This is a genomic window from Streptomyces argenteolus (assembly GCF_042902585.1).
Classification (GTDB): Bacteria; Actinomycetota; Actinomycetes; order Streptomycetales; family Streptomycetaceae; genus Streptomyces; species Streptomyces argenteolus.
This window is the reverse complement of sequence record NZ_JBIBEG010000018.1, coordinates 20222-45158: the sequence shown is the minus strand read 5'-3', so window position 1 is coordinate 45158 and position 24937 is coordinate 20222. Positions and strand designations below refer to the sequence as shown.

Genomic DNA, 24937 nt, shown 5'->3' with positions numbered 1-24937 from the left:
GGTTGGCATTACGCCGACCGCGCCCTCCGTCGGGTATCGCTGCATGCCGTAACTGTCCTTCTGTCGGCGGTGGGTGGGGGAAGTCGCCCGGCGCCTTTCACGAAGCGGTGCACCACGTTCGACCCCGGTGCGCTCCTCGGGTGGGGACGGCCGGTTCACAGGCACGAAGGAGACCACGCATGGGGTGACCTTCGGCTCGGCAGGCACGCCGGTGCGTGAACCGAATCCGCCGATCACTCGTCTTCTGCGGAGAGGCCACACGTACCTGGCTGTCCGCGCCCGCAACCAGGTGGTCCGATCCGTGTTTTCCCTGCCTCGCAGATGCCTGCCCGGGGGCATGCCACGCCCTTGCCGAGCCGCCTGCACCTGCGGAGAGAACCGAGCGGACCCCGGGCACGCCTGGCATGGACCGCAGGCGGCGCCCTCGGAACCGGACGCCTTTCCGGCAGGACGCCGCGGGTTCAACCGCCCGCGCCTCAGGTCGGAGGCGACCGGCAGGCCGGGGGCAGCGGGGCTCGCGGTCTCCTGCCGGGACCCGGCTCCGTCGGCCCTCATCTTCAGTCCCTGCCCTGACCCTTCGAACGACCGAGAGGCAACGATGCCCCAGAGGAACAACACGGATCCGACGGGTACCCCGGCGGGCGGCAGGAGAGGCCCCCGGCGTAACCCGTTGCCGGTCCGGAACCCGGCGACAGATCCCGCAAGCAGGCCTTCCGAGACCGCGGCCGAGACCCCGAACGAGGCGCAGCGCGCCCATGTCGCCCGGGCCCTGCGGGCCACTCGCCGTGCGGCGTCCAGCACCTCCTCCGCCGCCGTCCCCACGCCCCGCCCTTCCGTGACCGAGGAGTCGCCTCCGTCGAACGGGCCCACACCTGAGGAGGGCGGAACGTCGAAGTTCCGCCTTCCGCGCACGCCCCTCCTCATCGCCTCGGCCGCCGGCGTCGCATTGATAGGTGTAGCGCTCCTGTTGCCCGTGCTCGGGGACGACCCGAAGTCCTCCGCCGCTCACGAGACCCCACGTGCGGGCAGCTCTCACGCAGCGGGCGCCCCGTACGACGGTGGGGCGAGGAACGGCGAGGAGTCCACGGAGGAGGACGGCAAGGCAGGGAAGGCCTCCGGGGACGGCGCCAAGAAGGGCCAGGAGGAGAAGGAAGGCACGAAGGAGGGCACGTCCGACGGCGGGGCGCTTCGGACTCCCGAAGACACGGGCACGCCCGTGGCCAGTACGCCGGCGTCCGACGCGAAGAAGCCGGGAGCGAAGGCGGCGCCGGTGACCGGTCAGGCGTTGATCGGGCAGCAGTCGGGAAAGTGCCTCTCCGCAGGGGACGGCGGTGCCCAGTTGACCATCCGGACCTGTGACGGGTCAGCCGGCCAGCGGTGGGAGTTCCGCTCGGACGGTACGGCCCGTTCGCAGGGACAGTGCATGGACCTCGCCGGAACCTCGAAGGACAACGGCACCGCCATCCGGGTGTCCCCCTGCACGGGCGCAGCCAGTCAGCAGTTCCGCCTGAACGCGACCGACGACTTGGTCGCCGGGTTCGCCGCCAAGTGCGTGGACGTCTACGACGGCCAGTCCGCCGACGGCACCCGAGCCGTCCTGTGGCCGTGCACCGGTGCGGCGAACCAGACCTGGACACGCAGATGACCAGGACTGCGAGGCGATCTTCGGCCGGCGTCGGGAGCGCAGGTCGAGGATCGCCTCGCAGGAAGGTTCCGCTCGTCCCGTGAGCCTGCCCCTCGTGCCGCCCTCGGCTTGCAGGACGGCACGCCGGGCGGTCTGCCACAGGAGGGCTGGATCACACGCGGTTCTCGGCCTGGAACATCCAGCTCTGCTTCTCCAGGTCGGCCGTGAGCCCGATGAGGAGGTCCTCGGTCACGACATCCACCGGGCCGACCTCGCTGATGCGCTGACGCAGTCTCTCGATCACGGTGGAGAGCGCGTGCACGAGGGCCTCTACGGCGTCGGTGTCCCTGGTCCAGCCCGACGGAAAGGCGGGCACTCCGCTGGTTCCCGCTATGGTCGCGGCCCGTCCGTCCGGGCTGACGCCGAGGGCGGCAGCACGCTCGGCCACGGTGTCGGCGTGGTCCCGAGCAAGGGTGGCGGTCTCGTCGAGTTGCACATGGACCGAACGGAAACGGGGGCCGTACAGGTTCCAGTGGGCCTGCTTGGCCACCAGGGTCAGGTCGAGAAGGTCGGCCAGGGTCGCCTGCAACGCGGCCCCCGCGGTCTCGCGGTCGCCCTGCGGCAGAGAGTTGTTGATGACATGCATGGGAGTACGGTCCTTACGTGAGTGGTGCCGGAGCCCTGGTCGCGGGCGCCGACGACTGCCGTGCACGGAGATGTGCCGCAGCTCGTTGCTGTGGGGCGGTGATGAGCCCGAGGCTAGGAACGGCGGAATCCCGCCATGGGTTCAACCCGTCCGGCACATGAACTGCACATGTGGCGATGTTCCTTCATCCGGGTCGGCCTGACCGGTCGAGGGAGGACGCGTGGCCACACCCGCTCTCGGCGCCCATGAAGCGGTTCGGGTGGAGCACCGCGCCGACGTGGGGGTGTCGTGTCGTCAGCCCGGTGGCTGCGGATGCCGCCCCCCTGTGGGTACGGGCGACCTCGCGAGAACCGGCCCTCGACGACCCCCAGGCCACCCAGCCACGTCGGCTGTGGAACACGCGACAGCAGGCCCGGCTCGACCGGTCGACGCGCACAGTGGTGAATCCGGCAACCGGCGGGATAGCTCGCCGGACGGTCGGGAAGACGACAACCATGAGATTGACCAGCAGTTGCCGGACCGACCGGCCTTCCGGCACATGGCAGGCGTACGCCTTCTCGGCTGCCGCGGTCTCGGCGTGCGCTGCGCTGGGCGCCAAGGCTGTCGACGCGGACAGCGCCTGGTATCGAGCGCTGGACAAACCACGATGGCAGCCGCCCTCGTGGGCTTTCGGCGCAGTGTGGACCCCTGTCTACGCATCGGTCGCCTGGGCAGGTGGACACGCCGTGTCGCGGGCCCGGGGGCGCACTCGGAGCCGGCTGGCGGTCAGTCTGGCGGCCAACCTCACCTTGAACGCCTCGTGGAACTGGGCGTTCTTCAACCGCCGCAGCCCTGGAGCCGGAGTGCTCGGCACCCTTCTGCTGGACGCGAGCAACATCGAGTTGATCCGCCGTACAGCCAGGGTCGATCCCCTCGCGGCTCGCGCTCTGCTTCCCTACGCCGGCTGGTGTCTTTTCGCCACCGGGTTGAACGCCGCTCTCGCTCGCCGCAACTAAGGGCTGTCGCGACAGCTTCGGTGGTCGTCCGCGGTCGGTGCGCGCCGAACCGGCCGGCCGGGGTGGGCCTCGGCCCGTCCACGCCCTGGTGCAGCGCGGTCCGCTTCGCGGGACGGCCTGTCCGAGGAGGAGCGGCGGGGCGCACAGTCGCCGCACGGAGGGCACGGGCCTCGCGGGACGTACAGGGGGCCGGAGGTGCTCGTGCCCGATCTCGTTTCCGCAGGAGTGGTGGTCCTCGGCAGTTCGTTCAGCTGCGGAGCCCTGGCCTGATCGCGGCCGCGACGACCGTGCCGTTCTTCAGGGCGTCCAGTCGCGCACGGACGTCGGCCGCTCGCTCGGGCTGGAACTCCTCCAAGTACGGCAGCGCTTGCTGCCAGCGATATCCGGCTGGTTCGGTCTCTCCGGCCGCATGGTGGACCGAAGCGAGCCCACAATGTGCGAGGGCCTCAGCTTCCCTGTCCTGGGTCTCGCTGGAGATCCGCAGAGCGTCCGTGTACGGGCCCATCGCCTCCCCTCCCCTCCCCAGACTGAGCAACGCGTCACCGATGCCGATCAGAGCGCGGACCTGTCCGTAGAGGTCGGCGGTCTGCCGGTAGGTTTCGAGGGCGGGGTGATGCTCGACAAGTCCTCTCTCGGGCTGTCCGGTGCGGGTGTAGAGGTCACCCAGGCAGCGCCGGACGTGTGCCTCGCCGGTGCGGCTTCCCAGGGCGCGGAAGATGACGAGGGACTGGCCGAAATGTATGACCGCAGTCTCATAATCCCCTGTCTCCGTGCGCAGAAGGGCTAGGTTCGCCGCAGCGCTGGCTTCGGCCAGCGTGTTCCCCGTGGCGGTGCAGAGCGCAAGGGCCGATTCGTAGCAGCGTGCCGCCGTGTCGAAGTTTCTGAGCATCTTGTTGGCAATGCCCAGGCAGATGAGGGCGTCGGCCTCCACCCGCCCGTCGCCTGCTTCCCGTGCCAGTTCCACGGCTTGGCTGTGCCGTTCGGCGGCTCCCGCGTAGTTGCCCTGGAGTTCGTCGATGATGCCGAGGTTGAACAGGTTCCTGGCCTCGTCCGCCGGTCTGCCGAGAGCACGGAACGCGGTGATCGCCCATTCGTGGTGCGCGGTGGCGCGGTCGTGCTGTGCCAGCCTGCGGAGGACCGTCCCGAGGTTGGTGCGCAGGAGCGCCTCGCTCAATTCGTCCCCGGTCTCCTGGGCTGCCGCCACTGCGTGGGAGTAGGCGGCGACCGCCTGGGAAAACTGGCCGCTGCTGTGGAGATAGGTGTGGATGACGAGGGCGAGGGTGGTGCTGTACGGAGCGGCCCACTTGTGCCGGGTGCTTGCCTCGCAGGTGGCCAGCAGGCTCGGCATGGCCGCCGAGAGCCAGCGTGATGCGTCCTCGCTCCTGGCCAGATCGGGCAGAAGGACGGAGCGGTGTGGTGGGGGAGCCGTGACCCGGTCCGGGGCTTTGAACAGTGTGTGGGTCGCTGTTCTGGCTGCGGCGATGAAGTAGTCGAACAGTGATGCGAGTGCATGATGCTGCTCGCTCCGGGGGTCGGCGCTGTCGGTGGGGTCACGAGCGTAGGCGCGGAGCAGGTCGTGCATGGTGCTGTGGCTGTCAGGGGCCGGCTGGATCAGGTGGGCCTTTGTGAGCGCACGCAGGTCCTGGTCGACCGTAGCGAGGTCTTGTCCGGTGAGTGCCGCTACGGAATGGATGTCGAAATCGAGGGCGGGGTGGAGTCCCAGGAGTCGGAATGTTCGGGCAGCACGAGGGGTGAGGCGCTGGTAGGACCAGTTGAACACGGAACGGACTGCCGCCCGCTCGTCTCCGCCCGCTTCGAACAGATCCAGACGGCTGCGATGGTCGTCGAGTTCCTCGACGAGTTCGGTGAGGAAGGCGTCGGGACGGCTCGCGGCCAGTTCCGCGACGAGCCTCAGGGCGAGGGGCAGGCGTCCGCATTGTTCCGCAAGGCGGGTGGCGGCAGCAGGCTCGAGGTCCACCCGCCTGCCGACCAGCGTACGAAGGAGCCGTGTTGCTTCGCGGAGAGGCAGGAGGTCGATGTCGAGTCGATGGGCGCCGTTGAGAGCGACGAGGCCGGCGAGCGGGTCTCTGCTCGTCACCAGTGTGGTGCAGGTGGGTGTGCCGGGGAGCAGCGGCCGGACCTGTTCGGCCGAGGAGGCGTTGTCGAGGATGATCAGCATGCGCCGATCAGCCAGTTCGCTGCGGAACAGGGCGGCGCGTGCTTCCGGATCGTCAGGGATCTCGGTGGCTGGTATGCCGAGCGCTGAGAGGAAGCCCGCCAGGACGAGCATGGTTTCGGCAGGTCGGTCCACGTCGTAGCCGCGGAGGTTCGCGTAGAGCTGTCCCCCGGGGAACTGTGCGCGGTGTTGATGGCCCCATCGGACGGCCAGGGCCGTTTTGCCAACTCCGGCGGTACCTGAAACTGTCGAGATGGCTATCGTTGCGCCGGCCTTGGTGTCCTGTGGCCAAGCGCGGGCTGTGAGACAGTCCATTTCGTGGGTGCGGCCGACGAACGACGGTACGTCGGCGGGGAGTTGTGCGGGTACTCGAGGAGCTCGGGCCGACAGGGGACCACCGCGGTGCTGGGGAGGTGCCACCGTGTCCCCGTCGAGCATCGCTCGGTGGAGTTTCTGTGCTTCCGGGCCGGGGCTGGTGCCGAGTTCTTCGGAGAGGGTGTGTCGTAGCGCGGCGTATCGGGCCAGCGCTTCGGACGTTCGGCCGACCATGTGCAGGGCGCGCATGAGGTTGATCGTCAGCGGTTCGGTGAGCGGATCCTCCTCCGCCATGCCCGCCAGTGTGCCGAGGACCTCAGCCGGCCGGCCGACGGAAAGTTCTGCCTGCGCCCACGCAAGGGTGATGTTCGTGTGCTCGCGGCGCCACTCGGCACGAGACCGTTCGGCCCAGTCTCCCGTGCAGCCCGCGAGTGGCCAGCCGCGCCACTGCCTCATCGCTGCACGGAGAAGCTCGACCCGCCGGGATGGGGTGGAGTGAGGCCCGGAAGCCTCTTCCACCAGGCGTCGGCGGGAGTGGAGGTCCACCGAGCCGGGATCGGCGATCAGCGTGTAGCCACCGCTGAAGCGGCGAAGCTGCCAGACTTCTGCCCCCGGCTCACCCAGGGCTCCTGCCGCAGCGCTGCGGATCCGCGCGACATGGGCGTGGAGGGAAGCGCGGGGCTGCGAGGGAGGATTCTCGCCCCACACACGGTCGATCAGGGCTTCCACCGTGACGGGCCGCCCGATCTCCGCCAGAAGAACAGCGAGTACCAGCCGACGTTGGGGCGGCCCTGTGTCTACAAGACGCCCATCGATGCGCATTTCGACCGGCCCGAGCAATCGATGCTCCAACATGCGCCTATACTTCTTGCTCCCCAACGCCGACCCCCGGCGACGTGGTTCACATGGTCCTTCGCAGCCTCGCCCTTGTCGACGAACCCAGCGATATTCTCGGCCCGCAAGACGCGGGCGCGGGATCAGGGATGGTATGGGGCCTATTGTGAGGTGCGGCCCGTTCCAGGAGTCCTGTCGGCGGGTACCTGAACGCCATCGGGCCGCTCGCGACTCGGGTGCAGATCCGCGAGAGGGGCCGGCGGTTTCAGTTCGAGGCGAAGGAAGGGCCCGGCGGCGGCGGTGAGGTATGGCTCGTGGGCCTCACTGAGCAAGTCCACGGGGTGGAGTCTCAGTCCGGTGCGAGCCAGGTCGATGGTCGTACCCGGTGCACTCGGTCGGGGACGAAGGCGGGCACACCTTCCTCAGCCGGTCGCCCGAGGAGCCGCTCACCGGTCCAGGTGAAGTGGAGCGAACGGCCCGAGAACGTGTCGGTGACCACGCTCCGCGTGCGGCTGTCGTGCCGCCCTCACGCAGTCGCCGACTCCCACCGCAACGCGCCCAGTTCCTCGCGCTCGCCGCCGGTCAGCCCGCTGCGCCGGCTCGCATCACGTCCGCTCGACCCGGTCCCGCACCACGGCCCCCGGTCGGTTCGAAGTCTTCGGCGACATCCTCCCGGGGCTGGACCCCTGATCTCGGATGTCCGTCGCAACGGATCAGACCCGGCCCTGACCGCAATCACGACTGCCGAACACGTCGCCGTGAACGGGCCGGAGAAAATGGGCATGCCGTGAGCAGGTCGTCCTGAACAGGAGGGACCGACTCCTGTCGAACCCCACCCGCAGGAAGACCCGGAAGGAGAAATCCGGACGACAACTCCTTCGGGGAGCAGTGAACTTGACACCCCAGAGGCGGCCGCCAAAGAGTCCAAGGTCACGTTGACAGCAACGAGCCGGAACTCTACGCTCGCATTCGAGAACAACGAAAAGAGCGAGTCGCTCCGGGAAGCGCTGAGCAAATGACGCCGCTTTTGAGATATCTCGTCAGCGGCAGCACCCGATGCGGACTGAGCCGACTTTCCCTACCCATCGCTCCAGCCACCGACGGAAATGTGGTCGCATGAAGGGCATAGTTCTGGCCGGAGGCACCGGCACCCGGTTATACCCCTTGACGCACGCTGTCTCGAAGCAAATGCTTCCGGTATACAACAAGCCGTTGATCTACTACCCGCTCTCGGTACTGATGCTGGGAAAAATCCGGGACGTCCTGATCATCTCCTCGCCCCAGTACTTGGGCGCCTTCCGAGAACTGCTGGGAGACGGCAGCCAGCTCGGAATAAATATCGAGTACGCCGAGCAGCCGGAGCCGAACGGAATTGCCGAGGCGCTTGTCATCGGTGCCGACTTCATCGGCTCCGACGCCGTGACGCTCGTACTGGGCGACAACATCTACCACGGTCCCGGATTCGGCAGACTGCTCCAGGCGGAGATGCAGAACCTCGACGGCTGTGTGCTGTTCGGCTACTCGGTCGGCGACCCCGAACGCTACGGCATCGGCGAAGTGGATGCCGACGGACAGTTGATCTCCCTGCAGGAGAAACCGGCCGCGCCCAGGTCCGATCTGGCCATCACGGGTCTGTATGTGTACGACAACGACGTGGTGGACGTGGTCAAGAACGTGCGCCCCTCGCCGCGCGGCGAGTTGGAGATCACCGATGTGAACCGCGCCTACCTGGAGCAGGGCAGGGCCAGGATGGTCAACCTCGGGCGCGGATTCGCCTGGCTGGACACCGGTACCCACGACTCGCTGCTTCAGGCCTCGCAGTTCGTCCAGACGCTGGAGCAGCGCCAGGGAGTCAGGATCGCGTGCCTGGAGGAGATCTCCTTCCGCATGGGCTTCATCGACTCCGCGGCGTGCTACGAACTCGGCAATCAGCTGGCAAAGACGGACTACGGGAAGTACCTGATGGAGATTTCCGGCCACAACTAATTTCTCCCCCGTTCCCCAGCACTTACATCCTGATCCCACAACGAGAGGTAGCCCGTGCGCATACTTGTCACCGGGGGTGCCGGGTTCATCGGCTCGCACTTCGTCCGGCAGACCGTGCAGAACAATTACCCGGAGCTGGCCGGAGCCGAGGTGACGGTGGTCGACAAGCTGACCTACGCAGGAAGAAGAGAAAACCTCTCAACGGTGTCCGGGAGCCCCGGCCTGCGCTTCATCGAGGGCGACATCTGCGACACGCAACTGATGTCAGAAGCGATGCGGGGCATGGATCTCGTCGTGCACTTCGCCGCCGAGTCCCATGTCGACCGTTCCATCGCCGGGGCCGAAGAATTCGTACGGACCAATGTGCTGGGGACGCAGTCGCTGCTGACCGCCGCGTCGAACACCGGGGTCGGCAAATTCGTCCATGTTTCCACCGACGAGGTGTACGGGTCCCTGGACGCCGAGGGGAAACCGTGGACGGAAGAGGAGCCCCTCGCCCCCAACTCCCCCTATGCCGCGTCGAAGGCCTCCGCCGATCTCATGGTGCTCGCCTTTCACCGCACCCATGGGCTGCCGGTGTGTCTCACCCGGGGATCCAACACCTACGGCCCGTACCAGTACCCGGAAAAAATTGTTCCGCTGTTCGTTTCCCGTCTGCTGGCCGGCAAGAAAGTGCCGCTCTACGGTGACGGCGAGAACGTTCGTGACTGGCTGCATGTCGACGACCACTGCCGGGGTATCGCGCTGGTGGCAGCGGGCGGAGAATCCGGGGAAATATACAACGTCGGCGGCGGAACGGAATTGACCAACCGCGCGCTGACCGAGCGGTTGCTCGAATTGCTCGGCAGGGACAGCTCAATGGTGGAACGTGTGGCCGACCGCAAGGGGCACGACCGGCGGTACGCCATGGACATCACCAAGATCAGCGACACCCTGGGCTACCGGCCCGCAGTCGAGTTCGACGAGGGCCTCGCGGCGACGGTCGACTGGTACCGCCGGCACCACAGCCTCTGGGAGGACGCCGCGTAGTCCGCTCGCTCCGCTCCCAAGAAGGGGAGGGGGCCGGGCCACAAGCCTTTACGGTGGTGGTCCGGCCCCCTCCCCTTCTCTCAGCCCGGCACTGCGCTCCGTGCGATGACCCGACTACCCGAAATTTCCACCAGCCGGTCGCACGAGGCGAGTTCGCCACCGACGCCCGTCAGGAGCCAGCACGTGCGGTCCTGGGAGAGCCCGGTGAACAGCGCGGCCAACCGGGGGTCGGCGCCGAATGGATCCGCACCGGCCGTCGCGTCCACCACCACCAGGGAAGGATCGCCCGACAGAGCACGCAGCAACGCCAGCCGCCAGCGGTCCTCCGAGGAGAGCGGCTCGGCCGACGTCGTGGTCAGCGACTCCGAAGCGGTGTCGTCCGCAGCCACCGCCGCGCGCAGCCGGTTCAGCCCGTCCTGTACACCGGGCCGGTCCGCAAGCCGGTCAGGGAAGGAGTCGAGCAGCCGGACCGCCTCCTCCCGCGTGTGCTCCGAGTCCTGCGGGCAGACCCGGGCGATGTGCTGCTCCACGACGGACGGGGCGAGGGTGGTGACGTCCACCCCACCGATACGCACCTGCCCGGACGTCGGCATGACGTCGCCGGTCAGCAGGTCGCCGAGAAGCAGCCGGCTGCCGTCGGGGGTTCCGACGAGCGCCGTGGTCGTGCCGCCAGGGATCTCGAAAGAGACCGTGTCGAGCACGGTCGTGCCCTCCACCCGCAGGCTGACGTCGTCGAAGACGAGGTCAGTGCTGTCGGGCCAGTCGGCGCCCGGCAGGGCCTCCTGCGACCCGGACCCGTCGATGTCCAGGAGCCTGCCGATGGTGGCCATCACCGCACGTGCGTTCATGACCGTGCTGATCAGCAGAACGGCTTCCATCATGGGCCGGTAGGTGAGTACCGACAGCACGATCAGTGCGACGCCCCTCGTTCCCGGGAACCCGTCGGCAACGACGGCCGCCGCGCAGGCTCCGACAGCGGCGCACGCGGCGAGTTCGACCGCCCGCCACAGCAGCACCTCGCCGGTGGCGGTCGGCAGGAAGCCGCCCGAGCGACCCGCACCCCGCTGCTCGTAACTCCTGCGGAGCCACTCCGCGCCGTCCGAATCGTCGCTGCGTGACAGCAACCGGACCACGAGAAAGGAGCACAGCGCCAGCACGATCAGTCCCGCCGCCAGAGTCAGGGCGATCCGTAGGTTGACGAAGGCGCTGATGACGATCACGGTCAGCGGTGTGGCGACCGCGGCCACCACCGGCCGCATGACGTGTGCGGGAAGTCCCATCAGAACCACGACCGCGGTGCCGTCGAGCGCTGCCAGCCGGTCGGAACGGTCCACTCCGAGGGTGCGGTTGGGCAGTGTCGCGGTGTGCTCGGCGACCTTCCTGTGCAGGGTGGTCACCAGTTCGGCGCCCAGCTCGTTACCGAGGGGCACGCTGCGGTGGTGAAGTACCGCGTACACCAGGCTGACGGCCGCGAGCACCGCGATCCAGCCCCAGGGCGCTGCCGCACCGGGGGTGAGGAGGCCCGTCGTGATGGGCACCACGAAAGTGAAGGCGACCCCCTGGACGACGGCGCCCAGGAGCAGGAACAGGCAGAGAGATGCGAGCTTCCGTCTCCCCGAGATCTGCAAGAAGCGAGCGAGTACGGCCCTCATCGGGGCACCTCCTGAGACGCGGGGGTCCCTGCGGACCCGGTGGACAGGGCCACGGGGTCCGCGGCACGGCTCGGTCCCCCGACGGGGCCGAGCAGCCCCGCGTACGGGCTGCTGGGACCGGTCAGTTCCTCGTGCGTCCCCGATGCCACCACCTTCCCGGCTTCGGTCACCACGATCCCGCCGTCGACGACCGTGGGCGGACCGGTGGAGACGACCACTACGGCCGCGCGGCCCGACAGTTCGGCGACCGCTGCCCGGATGATGTCCGGACGGCCTGGAAAGGCCCTCTCGTCGAGCACGACGACCTCGCGGTCCCCGGCGAGCAGCCGGGCGAGCGCCAGCCGCTGGAGCTCGGGGTACGACTGCGGCGCCTCGGAGCCCACGATCGCGTCGTAGCCCCGGGGCAGCGCGGCGATCGTGTCGTGGCATCCGGCGGTGCGCGCGGCGCGTTCGGCCTCCGCGGTGCTGCCGTCCGTACGGTCGGCGGTGATGTACGCGCCGATGGGGCCGATCACGACGGCAGGGGCGGCCTCCACCGCGGCGAGCCGTTCCTCGGGCGTCTCGGCGAGCAGCTGGTCGATGACCGAGTCCGCGCCCGCGTCGGTGGTGGCGACGACGGTCAGCACCCCGCGCTCGGGCATCTCCAGGGCGGGACCACCGGGCGGCCCGGCCTCCGGGGCCGCGCCGTCCGCGGTACCGGTGGTGCCCGCCTCGCCCGCCGCCGCACCCGACGGGGCCGTTGCGGGCGGCAGGCTCCCGGACGTGAACCGGCTCAGGCGGGCCGCGGCCTTCTTGCCCTCCCCGACCTCTTCGACGAAGTAGGTGATGGCCAGCAGGGGTGCGGCGAGACCTGCTCCGACCAGCAGGAACGGGATCAGGTCAGCGGGGGCCAGCCACTGCGAGCGGGTCAGCACGGCACCCCCGCCCAGTACGAAGACGAGCACGGTCAGCGGCGAGAAGGCGATCTCGGCCAGCGCCCGGCCGCCCAGCAGCAAGCCGATGCGGGAGCGGAAGAACTCGCTGAACTCATCGGTGACGTCGGCCAGCCGGGCTGCGGATCGCCGCGTGGCGGCGGCGGTGCGGGCCCGTGTACCGGCCGGGCCGACGCGGAGCGGCAGGTCCACGGTGGGACGTACCGCGTCGATGCCACCGATGCTCTCGGCGTAGTCGGTGGCCATCTCCCGGAAGAAGCGCGCGGAGATGAAGCCGAAGACGACGAAGCCGATCAGGATCGGAGCCAGGGTGATGACCGCCATCAGCCAGTCGACCCAGAACAGATAGCCGACCGACAGGAGGAACACCAGTCCCGCCGAGAGCAGTTCCGATCCCGCTCGGCCCACCGTGACGCCCATGGAGACGATGTCACGGCCCAGTGTGGTGCCGTGCTCCTTCCAGGCGGCGTGCAGCGGCCGGGCCGCGCGTGCGCCGCGCAGCCTGCCGGTGACCGCGAGAAGCAGTGCGTTCTGGGTGCGTGCCCCGGCCTCCTTGCTGAGGACACGGCCCACCAGTTGGACGACGAAGCCGACGGCTGCCGCGGCGGCGACCACGAGGACGAGCCGGCCGACCCTGCCTCCGTCAGGGTGCTCGCCGAGCAGTTCCCGGCACACCTCGACGACGGCGAGGACGGGGCCGACCGTCGCCACCGCCGCGGCTGCCTCCAGGGCGAGTGCCGTTCGGGTGCGCCAGACGATTGCGGTCGACCCGCTCATCGCTTGGTGACCAGGTGGTCACCGAGGACCAGGAAGTCGATATCGGTTCCGAGGAAGCACTCGACGGCGTCCTTCGGGGAGTTGACCACCGGCTCGCCCGCGACGTTGAAGGAGGTGTTGACCAGGCACGGCACCTCGGTGCGCGCGGTGAATGCACGCAGCAGTTCGGCCAGCCGGGGGTTGCTGTCGTCCGTCACGGTCTGGATGCGCGAGGTGGCGTCGACGTGCGTCGCGGCTGCGATGGTCTGCGTGTACTCGGGCTTCACCGGGAACACGAAGGTCATGTACGGCGAGCGCTCCTTCTTGCCCATCTCGAAGACCTTGGGCGCGTTCTCCTCCAGGACGATCGGGGCGAACGGGCGGAACGGCTCGCGGTGCTTGACGCGGGTGTTGATGATGTCCTTCATGTCCGCGTGGGACGGGTTGGCCAGGATGGAGCGGTTGCCGAGGGCGCGCGGGCCGTACTCGGTGCGGCCCTGGAACCAGCCGATGACGGTCTTGCCGCTGAGCAGTTCGGCGGTCTTCGCGACGATCGCGCCGTCGGGGTGCTCCTCCCAGACGACACGGTCGGTGTAGGCGTCCAGGGTGGCGACGATCTCCTCGGCGGTGTACTCGGGACCGAGATAGGGCGACTTCACAGGCACGAGCGGGACGTTGTTCTCGCGGACGACGTGTGCTGCGGCGCCGATGGAGACACCCGGGTCGCTGGCGCCGAAGCTGACCTCGGCGCGCTCGAACGGGAGGTCCTCCAGGAGCTTGGTGTTGTTGACGCAGTTGAGCGCCACACCGCCCTCGTAGATGAGGTCGCGCAGGTCGGTGACGTCGGCGAGGGCGCGCAGCTGGTGCGCGGTGACCACTTCGAGAGCCTGCTGGGCGGCGCTCGCGACACGAACCTGGAACTCGAACTCACCCCGGTTGTCGTCGTTGCCGCCGAAGATCTCGTCGAAGAGGGGGAGGTAGGCGCGAGGACCACGGGGGTCGTTGGCCAGGGCCAGCGAGTACCGCCCGGGGCCGTCGAGGGTGACGACGTGGTTCAGGATCGGGTTGTCCTCCTGGGCCGGCGGCTCGCCGAACCCTCCGAGGCCCATGACCTTGTACTCGTCGTTGTTCGGGGTGAAGCCGAGGTATCGCGTGATCTCCGCGAAGAGCTGGGCGATCGAGTTCTGGGCGTCGATCGTGAACTGCTCGAACACCTTCACCTCGCCGTCGCGGATTTCGCCCATGATGGCGCTGTCCGCCTCGCCCTGGCCGTCGCTGATGAGGAACGCGGTGTCGTCGAAGCCGGAGAAGGTGCGGCCGCAGGCGAGGTGTGCCCGGTGGTGCGGGACCGGGACGAGCTTCTCCTCGGCCAGCTCGTACCCGGTGTTACGGACGAAGTCCTCGAGGATGGCGTTCTTGCCGAGCATGCCGGTGTAGAGCTCACCGAAGCCGGCGAGGGCCTGGAACTTGTACTCGGGGGGTATCGGCGAGCCGGCGATCTTGGAGATGGCCGCGTCGGCGAACTCCGGGCTGAACCGCCAGCCGAAGGCGTAGAGGTCGACGTCGGAGAAGTCGAGCCCCCCCTGGTCGAGGACCCAACGCATGGCGTTGATCGGGAAGGCGGTGGTCTTCTTCTGGCGGTTCATGCGCTCTTCCTCGACGGCGGCGACCAGCTTGCCGTCGATGAACAGGGCCGCGGCCGCGTCGTGACCGAGGAAGCTGTGCCGGTCGACACTGTCCTGCGTATAGCCGTAGAGCTTGCCGAACAGCTCGACGGCACGGGAGAAACCGTTGTAGCCAAGAACTATCACTGCGCTGTCTCCTCTGGTACACGGGTCACTGTGAGCCGTGGTGTCATGTGGTGGCCGGAATGAGCGGCCGGTGGCCACGAAGGCAGAACCACCCTCTGCCTCTCGTCGGTTCAGATCTCCTGGTCCGCGAGCCATCCGCGGATCGCGGCGGCGGTCACGGCGATGTGCTCCTCCATGAGGGTGAAGTGGTCGCCCTCTGTGGTGACCAGCGTGTGAGGAAGGGGCCAGGCGGCCCGCCAGCCGTCGTCGTCGAAGCCGTCGGCCTGGTGCGGAAGGGGCTTCTCGGCGCGCACGAACAGTGTCGGAGCCTTGACTTCGGCGATCGCGCACTCGTCCATCAGCGTGTGGTAGTGCCCCATCGCACTGAGGCGTACGCCGCTCAACGCGTCGCTGCCGAAGAGGTGTTCGCGGGCGAAGAGCCCCTCCAGCATGGCCCGGCTCAGGTCGTCGGAGAACTGCGTACCGGCTTGGAAGGTGTCCAGGACGACGATGCCCGCGGGCGCGAGCCCCTCTCGTTCCGCCTGCGCGGCAAGGGCGTGGCCGATCAGCCCGCCGGCGGAGTGCCCGAGCAGTACGAAGGGCCGCGAGCCCACGGCCCCGCGCAGTACCTCGACCTGGAGGCGGAGGTACGCCTCGAAGGACTCCGGCACCAACTCTCCGTGTCTGAAGCCGGGGTTGACCAGCACACTCACCTCACGCCCGCCCTGGATCTGCTGGGCGAGCCCGACGTACTGGAGGGGGCCCGCAGTCGCCGTGATGGCCGGGACGCAGACGAGAACCGCGCGGTCCGCACCGCCCCTGGCAAGACGGATGGGTTCGTGGAGGTGCTCCGCCGCACTCTCGTAGCCGAAGGAGGGCCGCAGCCTGCCCGCGGCCTGGATGAGGTCCATGCCGGTCGAGCCCGCCCTGCCGAGGGCGTGGGACTGCCGGTACAGGGCCTCCAGGCTGTCGAACGACGAAGCGGTAGCAGGGGCGGTGGCAGGCACGCCGACGGTGCCCGCGTCACCGGGCTCGGGCGCGGTGCCTATGAGGCCGACGAGGTTCGCGGCGAGAAGCGCCGTGGTCGGGTACTCGAACAGCGTGGCCGCGGCGAGGTCCAGGCGCAGGAGCGAGCCGAGCCTGGAGCGCATGTCGATGCCCGCCATCGAGTCCACGCCCAGGTCGAGGAATTCGGCGTCCACGTCGATGGCTTCGGCATCACCGTGCCCCAGGACCGCCGCGAGCTCGGCACGGACGAGGTCCTCGACGAGCCGGGCCCGCCGGCCGGGCTCGGCGGCCAGGATCCGCGCCACGGCGTCCTGCACCGACTGCGCGGGGCGGGCGACAGGCCGCCGGGCGGCCGCCTGCGGGGCCGGGGCCTCGGCATCCCGGTCACGCCGGAAGCCGGCGGTGGGCACCGCTCGCAGTGTCACCGTGCGGGCCTCGGCGACCGGCCGCCCCGTCGGGTCGGCCATGTGCAGGCGGAGTGCGCCGTCTCCTGCGTCGGACAGCCGTACGCGAAGGCTTGTGGTGCCGGTGGCGTCAAGGATCCGCACCCCGCCCCAGGCGGCGGACAGCCACACCTGGGTACCGTGCGCGTCCGTGTCCGTCGGCTGCTCGGCGATGTGCGCGTGCAGCGCGGCGTCGAGCAGGACCGGGTGCAGGCCGCCGAAGCCGGGCCCCACGGCAAGGGCGTCGTCGGGAAGCGCCACCTCCGCGAGGATGTCGGTTCCGCTGCGCCAAGCGGCGCGCAGACCCCGGAAGGCCGGGCCGTGGACGTGGCCCCGCTCCTCCAACGCGGCGTAGAGGGCGCCGGGTTCGAGGGCCTGTGCGCCTGGCGGCGGCCAGGCGCCCGACAGCGCGCGGAACTCCGAGGTGTCCACGGGGCCCGGCGGGACCGGCGCGACGACGGCACGGGCGTGTCGCGCCCACTCCCCCGCTTCCTCGCCGGTCGCGGGTTCGGGCCGGGAGTGCACGGTCAGATCGCGCAGGCCCGCCTCGTCCGCCGCACCGACCTGGACCTGGACGTGCAGGGCGGCGCCCGGCTGAAGGACCAGCGGCCCTTCCAGGGTGAGTTCGGCCACCTGGGCACAGCCGAGCCTGCCTCCCGCGTACAGCGCCCAGTCGAGCAGAACACTGCCCGGGAGGACGACGGTGTCCGCGGCCGCGTGGTCGGCGAGCCAGGGGTGGGTGGCCTGCGCGAGCCTTCCGGTGAGCAGGGCCGTGTCGCTCTCCGCGGGCTCGATCGCGCCGGCGAGGAGCGGGTGATCGGCGGCCGTGAGCCCGACGGTGCCCGCGTCGCCCGCGGGCGTGGGGACGTCCAGCCAGTAACGCTCGTGCTGGAAGGCGTACGTGGGTATGTCGGCGGGCCGCACGGCCGGGTCGAGCAGCGCCGCCCAGTCGACGGTGCCGCCGCGCGCCCACAGTGCGGCGGCGGTCGAAAGCAATGCGGGGCGCGCCCCCTGGCCCTGCCGCAGGGCGGCGGTGACCAGAATGTCGGGGCCTTCGGCCCCGGTGGCCGACTCGACGGCGGTGGTCGTCTCCCGGGAGACGAGGGCGCCGAGCTCGACGACGGCCTCGACGCCGTCGCCGAGAAGCCCCTTCACGGCGGCATCGAAGCCGGCCGGCTCCCGCAGGGTGCGGTGCCAGTGCTCCGCGTCGAGGTCGCCTGCGACAATGCGCGCCCCGGTGACCGCCGAGTACATCCGGACGCGGCCCTTGCCCGCGGTGACCTGGGCCGCGGGCACGCTCGACCGCTCCTGCTGGGAGTCGGCCCCGGGGATGCCGGCCACCGCGTCGTCGTCGTGCCGGCGCTCGTGCGGGTGCTGTCGCCGCTCGTGCTCGTGCCGACGCTCGTGGCCGTGCTCGTGCTCGTGCTCGGCAGGCAGGCGGCCCTGTCCGGCGGCGAGTAACGCGCCCTCGGCAAGGGACAGGACGCCGGCGGCGCAGGCCGCGGCGATCTCGCCGACGCCGAAGCCGACGACGGCGGCCGGGGTGATGCCGACGGCCGACCACATCTCGGCGAGCGACACCGTGGCCGCCCACAGGGCGGGGCGGGCGACAGCCGGGTCGGCGAGCCTCCGGGATTCGTCGCGCAGGACGTCGAGGAGTGCGAAGTCGGTGTGCGGGGCCAGAGCGGCGGCGCACTCGGCCATGGCGGACGCGAAAACCGTTGAGGTGTCCAGGAGTTCGACTGCCGCTTCGGCCAGTCCTTCGGCCCGGTCGGGGAAGACGAACGCGGTCCTCAGCGGCCCGCGGGCCACGCCGCGCGCGGCGGCGGCACCGGGGACGTCCCCGGCCGCGAGGGTGTCGAGGGCCGTGGTGAAACCCGTGACGTCCTCCGCGAGGACGACGGCGCGGTGGTCGAAGGCGGTACGAGCGGTGGCCAGTGCCACCGCCGTCCCCGCCAGGTCCACGTCGCGTGAAACGGCGTGCTCCCGCAGCCGCACCGCCTGGGACCTCAACGCGGAGGGCGACTTCGCGGAAAGCACCCACGGCAGCACACCACCGGACCGCCCACCGGCCTCGGCCACCGCCCCTTCGACCGGGACGTCCCGCGGAGCCTCCTCCAGGACGACATGGGCGTTCGTACCACTGATCCCGAAGGAGGACACACCCGCGCGTCGCACGCCACGCCCCGGCCACGAGGTCCTCTCCGTCACCAACTCCACGGCGCCGGAGGCCCAGTCGACATGACTGCTGGGCTCACCCACGTGCAACGTCGGGGGAACCACACCGTGCCGCATGGCGAGCACCATCTTGATGACACCGGCAACCCCCGCGGCGGCCTGCGTATGCCCGATGTTCGACTTCACCGAACCCAGCAGCAACGCACCTCCGTCGGACCGCTCCTGGCCGTACGTGGCCAGCAACGCCTGCGCCTCGATCGGATCGCCCAGGGACGTGCCCGTCCCGTGCGCCTCGACCACGTCCACATCGGCAGCACCCACACCCGCACTCGCCAACGCCTCACGAATCACCCGCTGCTGCGACGGACCGTTCGGGGCCGTCATGCCGTTCGACGCACCGTCCTGATTGACCGCGGTCCCCCGTACCAAGGCAAGGACACGGTGACCGTTGCGGCGGGCGTCGGACAGGCGCTCCACGAGGAGCATCCCGACACCTTCACCCCAGGCCGTACCGTCAGCACCCTCGGCGAACGCCTTGCACCGGCCATCGGCGGCAAGGCCACCCTGTTTGCCGAACTCCGCGAACACCGTGGGGGTCGACATCACGGCGACGCCGCCCGCGAGTGCCAGGTCGCACACGCCGCTGCGGAGCGCGGACACGGCCATGTCCAGGGCGACGAGGGACGAGGAACAGGCGGTGTCCACCGTCACGGCAGGGCCCTCGAAGCCGAAGGTGTAGGCGATGCGACCGGAGGCGACACTGCCCGCGTTGCCGTTGCTGAGGTACCCGGCGATCTCCTCCGGGATCTCCTGGAGCCGTGCCACGTAGTCGTGGTGCATCAGGCCCGCGTACACGCCTGTCCTGCTGTGCCGCAGGCTCGTCGGGTCGATGCCCGCACGCTCGACGGCCTCCCAGGAGGCTTCGAGGAGCAGTCGGTGCTGGGGGTCCATCGTGGTGGCCTCGCGGGGCGAGACACCGAAGAATGCCGCGTCGAAATCGGCCGCCTCGTGGAGGAATCCGCTCTCGCGGACGTACGTCGTACCGGTGCGGCCGGGCTCGGGGCCGTAGAGCCGCTGGAGGTCCCAGCCGCGGTCGTCGGGAAAGCCGCCGATGCCCTCGCGCCCGCTGTCGACCATGTCCCACAGATCTTCGGGTGAGGAGACGCCGCCGGGGTAACGGCAGGCCATGCCGATGATGGCGATGGGGTCGTCGTCGGTGGCCCGCACCGGGGCGAGGCGTGCGCTGCGCTCGGAGGGATCCCTGAGGGTCTCGCCCAGGAAGCCGGCGAGCGCCTCGGGGCTCGGGTAGTCGAAGACGAGGGTGGTGGGCAGCTGGACCTTCGTGAACTCGGCCAGCCGGTTCCGGAGTTCGACGGCGGTCAGGGAGTCGAACCCGAGGGCGTCGAAGGACTGGGCGGGCGCGATGTCCTCGGACGTGGTGTGGCCGAGGACGGTGGCGACGTGCTCGCGCACCAGGTCCACGAGGGCGGCGGAGCGCTCCGCCGCCGACAGGCCGAGCAGCCTGTCGTGCCAGGCCGAGGAGGCGGCCACCGGGGCGGCGGAGACATGCCGGGGGGCGGACCTCACCAGGGAGCGCAGCAGCGCGGGCGGGTCGGTCCGGCCGCGCAGGTCCAGGCGTACGGGAACGGCGACCGGCTCTTCCAGCCGCACCGCCGCGTCGAACAGGTCGAGGCCCTCCTCGGCGCTGATGGCGCGCAGGCCGCCTCGGCTGAACCTGCCCCTGTCGGTGTCGCTGAGCGTCCCCGTCATGGTGCTGAGATCGGCCCACAGACCCCATGCGAGCGAGTTCGCGGGCAGCCCCGCCGCGCGTCGGTGCCGGGCGAGCGCGTCCAGGAAGGCGTTGGCGGCGGCGTAGTTGGCCTGGCCCGGGGAGCCGAAGATGCCCGCGGCCGAGGAGAACAGGACGAACAGGTCGAGGTCTCGCTCCCGGGTGAGCTCGTGCAGGTACCAGGCGGCATCCGCCTTGGGCCGCAGCACGGTGTCCAGACGCTCGGCGGTCTGCGCGGTGACCATCCCGTCGTCGAGGACGCCCGCGGCGTGCACCACGCCGCGCAGGTCGGGCAGGGATTCGACGAGTGCGGCCAGCTCGGACCGCTGGGAGACGTCGCAGGCGGCGAGGCGCACTTCTGCGCCCGCCGCACGCAGTTCCCCGGCGAGTTCGGTGGCTCCCGGCGCGTCGGCACCGCGCCGCCCGGCGAGCACCAGGTCGCGGACACCGTGAGCGGTGACCAGGTGGCGGGCCACGGCGGACCCGATGACGCCGGTGCCACCGGTGACCAGGACAGTGCCCCGTCCGGTGTACGCGGCGGGAGCGTCGGGTGCGGTGCGCACCAGACGCCGCACGAAGATGCCGTCGCCGCGCACGGCGATTTCGGTCTCCTGGTCGGCGAGAGCGGCGTACACGGCGGGCCAGGGGATGTCGGCGAGCCCGGCGTCGGGGGCCAGGTCGAGCAGCGCGAACCGCCCGGGGTGCTCGGAGCGCGCCGAGCGCAGCAGGCCGTGCACCGCGGCCTGAGCCGGGTCGGCGGTCTCTCCGGGGTACACCGCGACGGCGCCCCGCGTCAGTACGGTCAGCCGGGCCTGGGCGGTGCCGTCGTGCGCGAGCCAGGCGTGGACGCGCTCCAGGGCGTGTCCCAGACGGGCTCGTACCCTTTCGAGGGCGTCGGTGCCGCCTTCCTCCACGCAGTCCAGGAGCACGGTGCCGGCGGCCGTCAACGCGTCGAGGCCGGTGTCCGGGCCCCAGACCCGCGGAGCCGCTTCCCCGGCGGCGGCGTCCTGTGCGCCCTGGTCACGGAGCTCCCAGGCTTCGGTGAACAGGGACTCCGCGAGCAGGGCGCGCCTCGGGCCCACGGGGGTCTCCGAGACGGGCCGCAGCACGAGCTCGTCGATGCCGATGACGGGGGTGCCGGTGGTGTCGGCGATCCGCACGCGTACGGCGGCGGTGCCCACGGTCGTCAGACAGACGCGGACGGTACGGGCGCCGCTCGCCCACAGCCGTACGCCGGCCCAGGTGAACGGCAGCCGGGAGGTGTTCTCGGAGTCGTCGGCCACGCCGCCGAGGCCGATGCCGTGCAGGGCGGCGTCCAGGAGGGCCGGGTGTACGCCGAATCCCGCGACGTCGTCCGCCGCAGCCTCGGGCAGCTCCACGTCCGCGAAGAAGTCGGTGCCGCGGCGCCAGGCCCTGCGCAACCCCTGGAAGGTGGGGCCGTAGGCATAGCCCTGCTCGGCGAGGGCGGGGTAGAAGTCCTCGATCTCGACCGGGGCCGCACCGCGGGGCGGCCACACCGCGCCGGTGACCGCGCCGAAGGCGTCGGCGTCCGGTTCGCGGTCCGGAGGGGCGACCACGCCTTGGGCGTGCCGGACCCACTCGGTCTCCACACCGCTCGTCCCGTCGTCGGACGGTTCGAGGCGCGAGTGCACGACGACGTGACGGTGGCCCTCGGCGTCGGCGGGGCCCACGCCGACCTGGATCTGGACGGCCTCCTCGGGGGTGAGGACGAGCGGGGTCGCCAGGGTGAGGTCGCGAATCCGGCCGCAGCCCACGTTCTGCCCCGCGCGCAGGGCGAGTTCGATGAAGGCGGTGCCCGGAAGGAGCACGGCGCCCAGGACGGCGTGGTCGGCGAGCCAGGGATGGGTGGCGAGCGAAAGGCGGCCGGTCAGCACGGCGCCACCGGCGGAGTCGCCGTCGGCGACACTGACGGCGGCTCCGAGCAGCGGGTGGTCGAGTCCGGCGAGTCCGGCGCCGCTCACGTCGCCCGCGCGGCGCGACGAGACGTGGGGCCAGAAGCGCTTCGGTTCGAAGGGGTACGTGGGCAGGTCCCGGGCCGCGGGTACGGCGGGCAGCAGCGCGCGCCAGTCCACTGCGGCACCACCGGCCCACAGGGCACCGACCGCCCTCAGCAGGGACGCAACCATGGGGCGTTCGCGATGGGCCACGAAGGCGACGGTGACGGAGCTGCCCTCGGTGAGGCAGTCCTCCAGGGGCCGGGAGAGCACGGCGTGCGGGCCGATCTCCAGGAAGGCGTCGACGCGCGTCTCCGCGGCGCGCACGGCGTCCTGGAAGCGCACTGCTTCGCGGGCGTGCCGCACCCAGTAGTCCGGCGACGTGATGTCGTCCGCCGCCGGCTCACCGGTGACGGTGGAGACCATCGGGACGGTCGGACGGGAGAAGGTGAGACGTGCGAGCACGGAGCGGAACTCTTCGAGCATCGGCTCCATCAGCGGCGAATGGAAGGCGTGGCTGACCTGGAGCCTGCGAAGACGCCCCCCTGCCCGTGCGGCGGCCTCGGCCACCTGGTCGACGGCGTCCGAGGCGCCGGACACGACCACGGCGGAGGGACCGTTGACCGCGGCGATCGCCACCTGCCGCCGGTGCTGCTCAGGGAGGGCACGCAACCACGCATCGGCCTGTTCCTGAGTGGCGTCGAGGGCCAGCATGGCACCGTCGCCCGGGAGTCGCTGCATGAGGGCACCGCGGGCGACGGCCAGGGTCACCGCGTCCTGGAGGGAGAGCACCCCGGCCACATGGGCGGCGGCGATCTCACCGATGGAATGGCCGAGGACGACGTCCGGGCGTACGCCCCATGCCTCCAGGGTGCGGAACAGCGCGACCTCGACGGCGAAGAGGGCGACCTGGGTGTAGCCGGTCCGATGGATCAGCTCCGCGTGGTCCGTGGGCCGGCCGGCGGAGCCGGCGAGTACCACGTCCGCCAGCCCCACATCGAGCTGCGGGTCGGCGGCTGCGCAGATGGCGTCGAACGTCTCGGCGAACACGGGCAGTTGTTCGTACCACTGGCCTCCCATGCCTGCCCACTGCGCGCCCTGCCCAGCGAAGACGAAGGCGGTCCTGAAGCCTGGCTCTGCCGTGCCGCGGACGAGGTGGCGGCCCGCGCTGCCCTTGTCCGCGAGGGTGTCGAGGGCCGCGGTGAAGCCTGTGGTGTCCTCGGCGAGGACGACGGCACGGTGCTCGAAGGCGGCGCGGCCGGTGGCCAACGCGACCGCCGTCCCCGCCGGGTCCACATCGCGTGCCGCGGCGTACTGCCGCAGCCGCTCCGCCTGGGACCTCAAGGCGGAAGGCGACTTCGCGGAAAGTACCCACGGCAGCACACCGGCGGCCTCCCGCCCCGCCCCGCCCGGGGCCACGGCTTCACCGCCGAGGGCTTCCCGCGGGGCTTCCTCCAGGATGACGTGGGCGTTCGTACCGCTGATCCCGAAGGAGGACACGCCCGCGCGCCGCACCCCCTGCCCCGGCCAGGCGACCCTCTCCGTAGCCAGCTCCACCGCACCGGAAGCCCAGTTGACGTGGCTGCTGGGCTCATCCACGTGCAGCGTCGGTGGCACCACCCCGTGCCGCATCGCGAGCACCATCTTGATGACGCCGGCGATGCCGGCGGCGGCCTGGGTATGACCGATGTTCGACTTCACCGAACCCAGGAGCAGCGGCCGGCCGCCGCCCCGCTCCTGGCCGTACGTGGCAAGCAGGGCTTGGGCCTCGATCGGATCGCCGAGGGACGTACCCGTGCCGTGTGCCTCCACCACGTCCACATCGGAGGCGGCGAGTCCCGCGTTGGTGAGCGCCGAGCGGATGACCCGCTGCTGGGAGGGGCCGTTGGGCGCGGTCAGGCCGTTGGACGCACCGTCCTGGTTGACGGCCGAACCCCTGACGACGGCGAGGACGCGGTGACCGTTGCGGCGCGCGTCCGAGAGCCGCTCGACCAGGACCACGCCCGCACCCTCACCCCAGGCGGTGCCGTCGGCGCCCTCGGCGAACGCCTTGCACCGACCGTCAGCGGCAAGACCACCCTGCTTGCCGAACTCCGCGAACACACCGGGGGTCGACATCACGGTGACGCCGCCGACCAGGGCCAGCGGGCAGTCGCCGGAGCGCAGCGCGCGGGCCGCGAGGTGCAGCGCCACGAGGGAGGCCGAGCAGGCGGTGTCGACCGTCACGGCAGGGCCCTCGAAGCCGAAGGTGTAGGCGATCCGGCCGGAGATGACGCTGGAGGCGTTGCCGGTCAGGAGGTGACCGAGAGACTCGTGTCCCGCCTGGTTGAGCATGCCGGGATAGTCCGCGCCATTGACGCCGATGAACACGCCGGCCTTGCTGCCGTGCAGGTCTGTGACGTCGATCCCCGCGCGTTCCAGGGTCTCCCAGGACGTCTCCAGGAGCAGCCGCTGCTGCGGATCCATCTCCAGGGCTTCGCGCGGGGATATGCCGAAGAAGGAGGCGTCGAATTCGGTGGCCGTGTCGAGGAAACCGCCCTGTGGACGGGCCCCGCCCTCGAACTGGCGCCAGCCGCGGTCGTCGGGGAAGTCGCTCATGGCGTCGACACCGTCGTGCAGAAGGTTCCAGAACTCCTCGGGTGTACCGGCCCCGCCCGGGAACCGGCAGCCCATGCCGACGATCGCGATGGGCTCGCGCTCGGCCTCCTCCAGGTCTCGGACACGGTCCCTGGTGCGTTTCAGGTCCGCCGTGACCCGCTTCAGGTACTCGACGATCTGCTCTTTCTCAGCCATGTCCGAAACCCCTCGTTGTGCAGAACGTGCGTGTGG

Annotated in this window: 10 protein-coding genes; 4 read left to right on the top strand and 6 right to left on the bottom strand. The window is 70.5% G+C overall.

What is annotated here, in order from left to right; all coding sequences use genetic code 11:
* Positions 1 to 973: 973 nt before the first annotated feature.
* On the top strand, positions 974 to 1645 hold the full coding sequence (locus ACFY8O_RS33615; RefSeq protein WP_387909089.1) for an RICIN domain-containing protein: 672 nt from the start codon (positions 974 to 976) through the stop codon (positions 1643 to 1645).
* 151 nt (positions 1646 to 1796) lie between these two features.
* Here the strand turns inward: ACFY8O_RS33615 and ACFY8O_RS33610 are convergent, their stop codons facing one another.
* On the bottom strand, positions 1797 to 2270 hold the full coding sequence (locus ACFY8O_RS33610; protein ID WP_145813064.1) for a Dps family protein: 474 nt from the start codon (positions 2268 to 2270) through the stop codon (positions 1797 to 1799).
* 494 nt (positions 2271 to 2764) lie between these two features.
* Here ACFY8O_RS33610 and ACFY8O_RS33605 point away from each other — a divergent pair, with 494 nt between their 5' ends.
* Positions 2765 to 3265 carry a TspO/MBR family protein gene (locus tag ACFY8O_RS33605; RefSeq protein ID WP_387909082.1) on the top strand — a complete coding sequence of 167 codons (501 nt, stop codon included), beginning with the start codon at positions 2765 to 2767 and terminating at the stop codon, positions 3263 to 3265.
* Positions 3266 to 3512: 247 nt separating this feature from the next.
* Here the strand turns inward: ACFY8O_RS33605 and ACFY8O_RS33600 are convergent, their stop codons facing one another.
* Positions 3513 to 6611, bottom strand: a complete 3099-nt coding sequence (locus tag ACFY8O_RS33600) for an AfsR/SARP family transcriptional regulator (protein ID WP_387909080.1) — start codon at positions 6609 to 6611, stop codon at positions 3513 to 3515.
* A 1095-nt stretch (positions 6612 to 7706) separates the two neighbouring features.
* On the opposite strand from ACFY8O_RS33600, the gene rfbA reads away from it, so the two are divergent.
* Together rfbA and rfbB are read left to right on the top strand one after the other, a co-directional pair.
* Positions 7707 to 8576 (top strand): glucose-1-phosphate thymidylyltransferase RfbA, encoded by an 870-nt coding sequence (rfbA, locus tag ACFY8O_RS33595; RefSeq protein WP_387909078.1) that lies wholly within the window; start codon positions 7707 to 7709, stop codon positions 8574 to 8576.
* Positions 8577 to 8630: 54 nt separating this feature from the next.
* Positions 8631 to 9605, top strand: coding sequence for a dTDP-glucose 4,6-dehydratase (rfbB, locus tag ACFY8O_RS33590; RefSeq protein WP_387909076.1), 975 nt, complete (start codon positions 8631 to 8633; stop codon positions 9603 to 9605).
* Positions 9606 to 9685: 80 nt separating this feature from the next.
* Here the strand turns inward: rfbB and ACFY8O_RS33585 are convergent, their stop codons facing one another.
* From ACFY8O_RS33585 to ACFY8O_RS33570, 4 genes are all read right to left on the bottom strand, one after another.
* The gene (locus ACFY8O_RS33585; RefSeq protein WP_387909075.1) at positions 9686 to 11257 is read right to left on the bottom strand and encodes an ATP-binding cassette domain-containing protein; all 1572 of its coding nucleotides are present in this window, start codon (positions 11255 to 11257) and stop codon (positions 9686 to 9688) included.
* Positions 11254 to 12966 carry a hypothetical protein gene (locus ACFY8O_RS33580; RefSeq protein ID WP_387909073.1) on the bottom strand — a complete coding sequence of 571 codons (1713 nt, stop codon included), beginning with the start codon at positions 12964 to 12966 and terminating at the stop codon, positions 11254 to 11256. Before ACFY8O_RS33580 ends, ACFY8O_RS33585 begins: the two co-directional genes overlap by 4 nt.
* A complete protein-coding gene (locus tag ACFY8O_RS33575) occupies positions 12963 to 14756 on the bottom strand; it encodes a carbamoyltransferase family protein (protein ID WP_387909071.1) in 1794 nt (597 codons plus the stop codon). Before ACFY8O_RS33575 ends, ACFY8O_RS33580 begins: the two co-directional genes overlap by 4 nt.
* 110 nt (positions 14757 to 14866) lie before the next feature.
* Positions 14867 to 24901: an SDR family NAD(P)-dependent oxidoreductase gene (locus ACFY8O_RS33570; protein ID WP_387909069.1), complete on the bottom strand. Its 10035-nt coding sequence runs from the start codon at positions 24899 to 24901 to the stop codon at positions 14867 to 14869.
* Between the last annotated feature and the right edge of the window lie 36 nt (positions 24902 to 24937).

Coding starts and splice junctions, on each gene's coding strand:
- ACFY8O_RS33605 (WP_387909082.1), top strand. CDS start 2,765: ATGAGATTGACCAGCAGTTGCCGGACCGACCGGCCTTCCGGCACATGG.
- ACFY8O_RS33600 (WP_387909080.1), bottom strand. CDS start 6,611: ATGTTGGAGCATCGATTGCTCGGGCCGGTCGAAATGCGCATCGATGGG.
- rfbA (WP_387909078.1), top strand. CDS start 7,707: ATGAAGGGCATAGTTCTGGCCGGAGGCACCGGCACCCGGTTATACCCC.
- ACFY8O_RS33570 (WP_387909069.1), bottom strand. CDS start 24,901: ATGGCTGAGAAAGAGCAGATCGTCGAGTACCTGAAGCGGGTCACGGCG.
- ACFY8O_RS33580 (WP_387909073.1), bottom strand. CDS start 12,966: ATGAGCGGGTCGACCGCAATCGTCTGGCGCACCCGAACGGCACTCGCC.
- ACFY8O_RS33585 (WP_387909075.1), bottom strand. CDS start 11,257: ATGAGGGCCGTACTCGCTCGCTTCTTGCAGATCTCGGGGAGACGGAAG.
- ACFY8O_RS33610 (WP_145813064.1), bottom strand. CDS start 2,270: ATGCATGTCATCAACAACTCTCTGCCGCAGGGCGACCGCGAGACCGCG.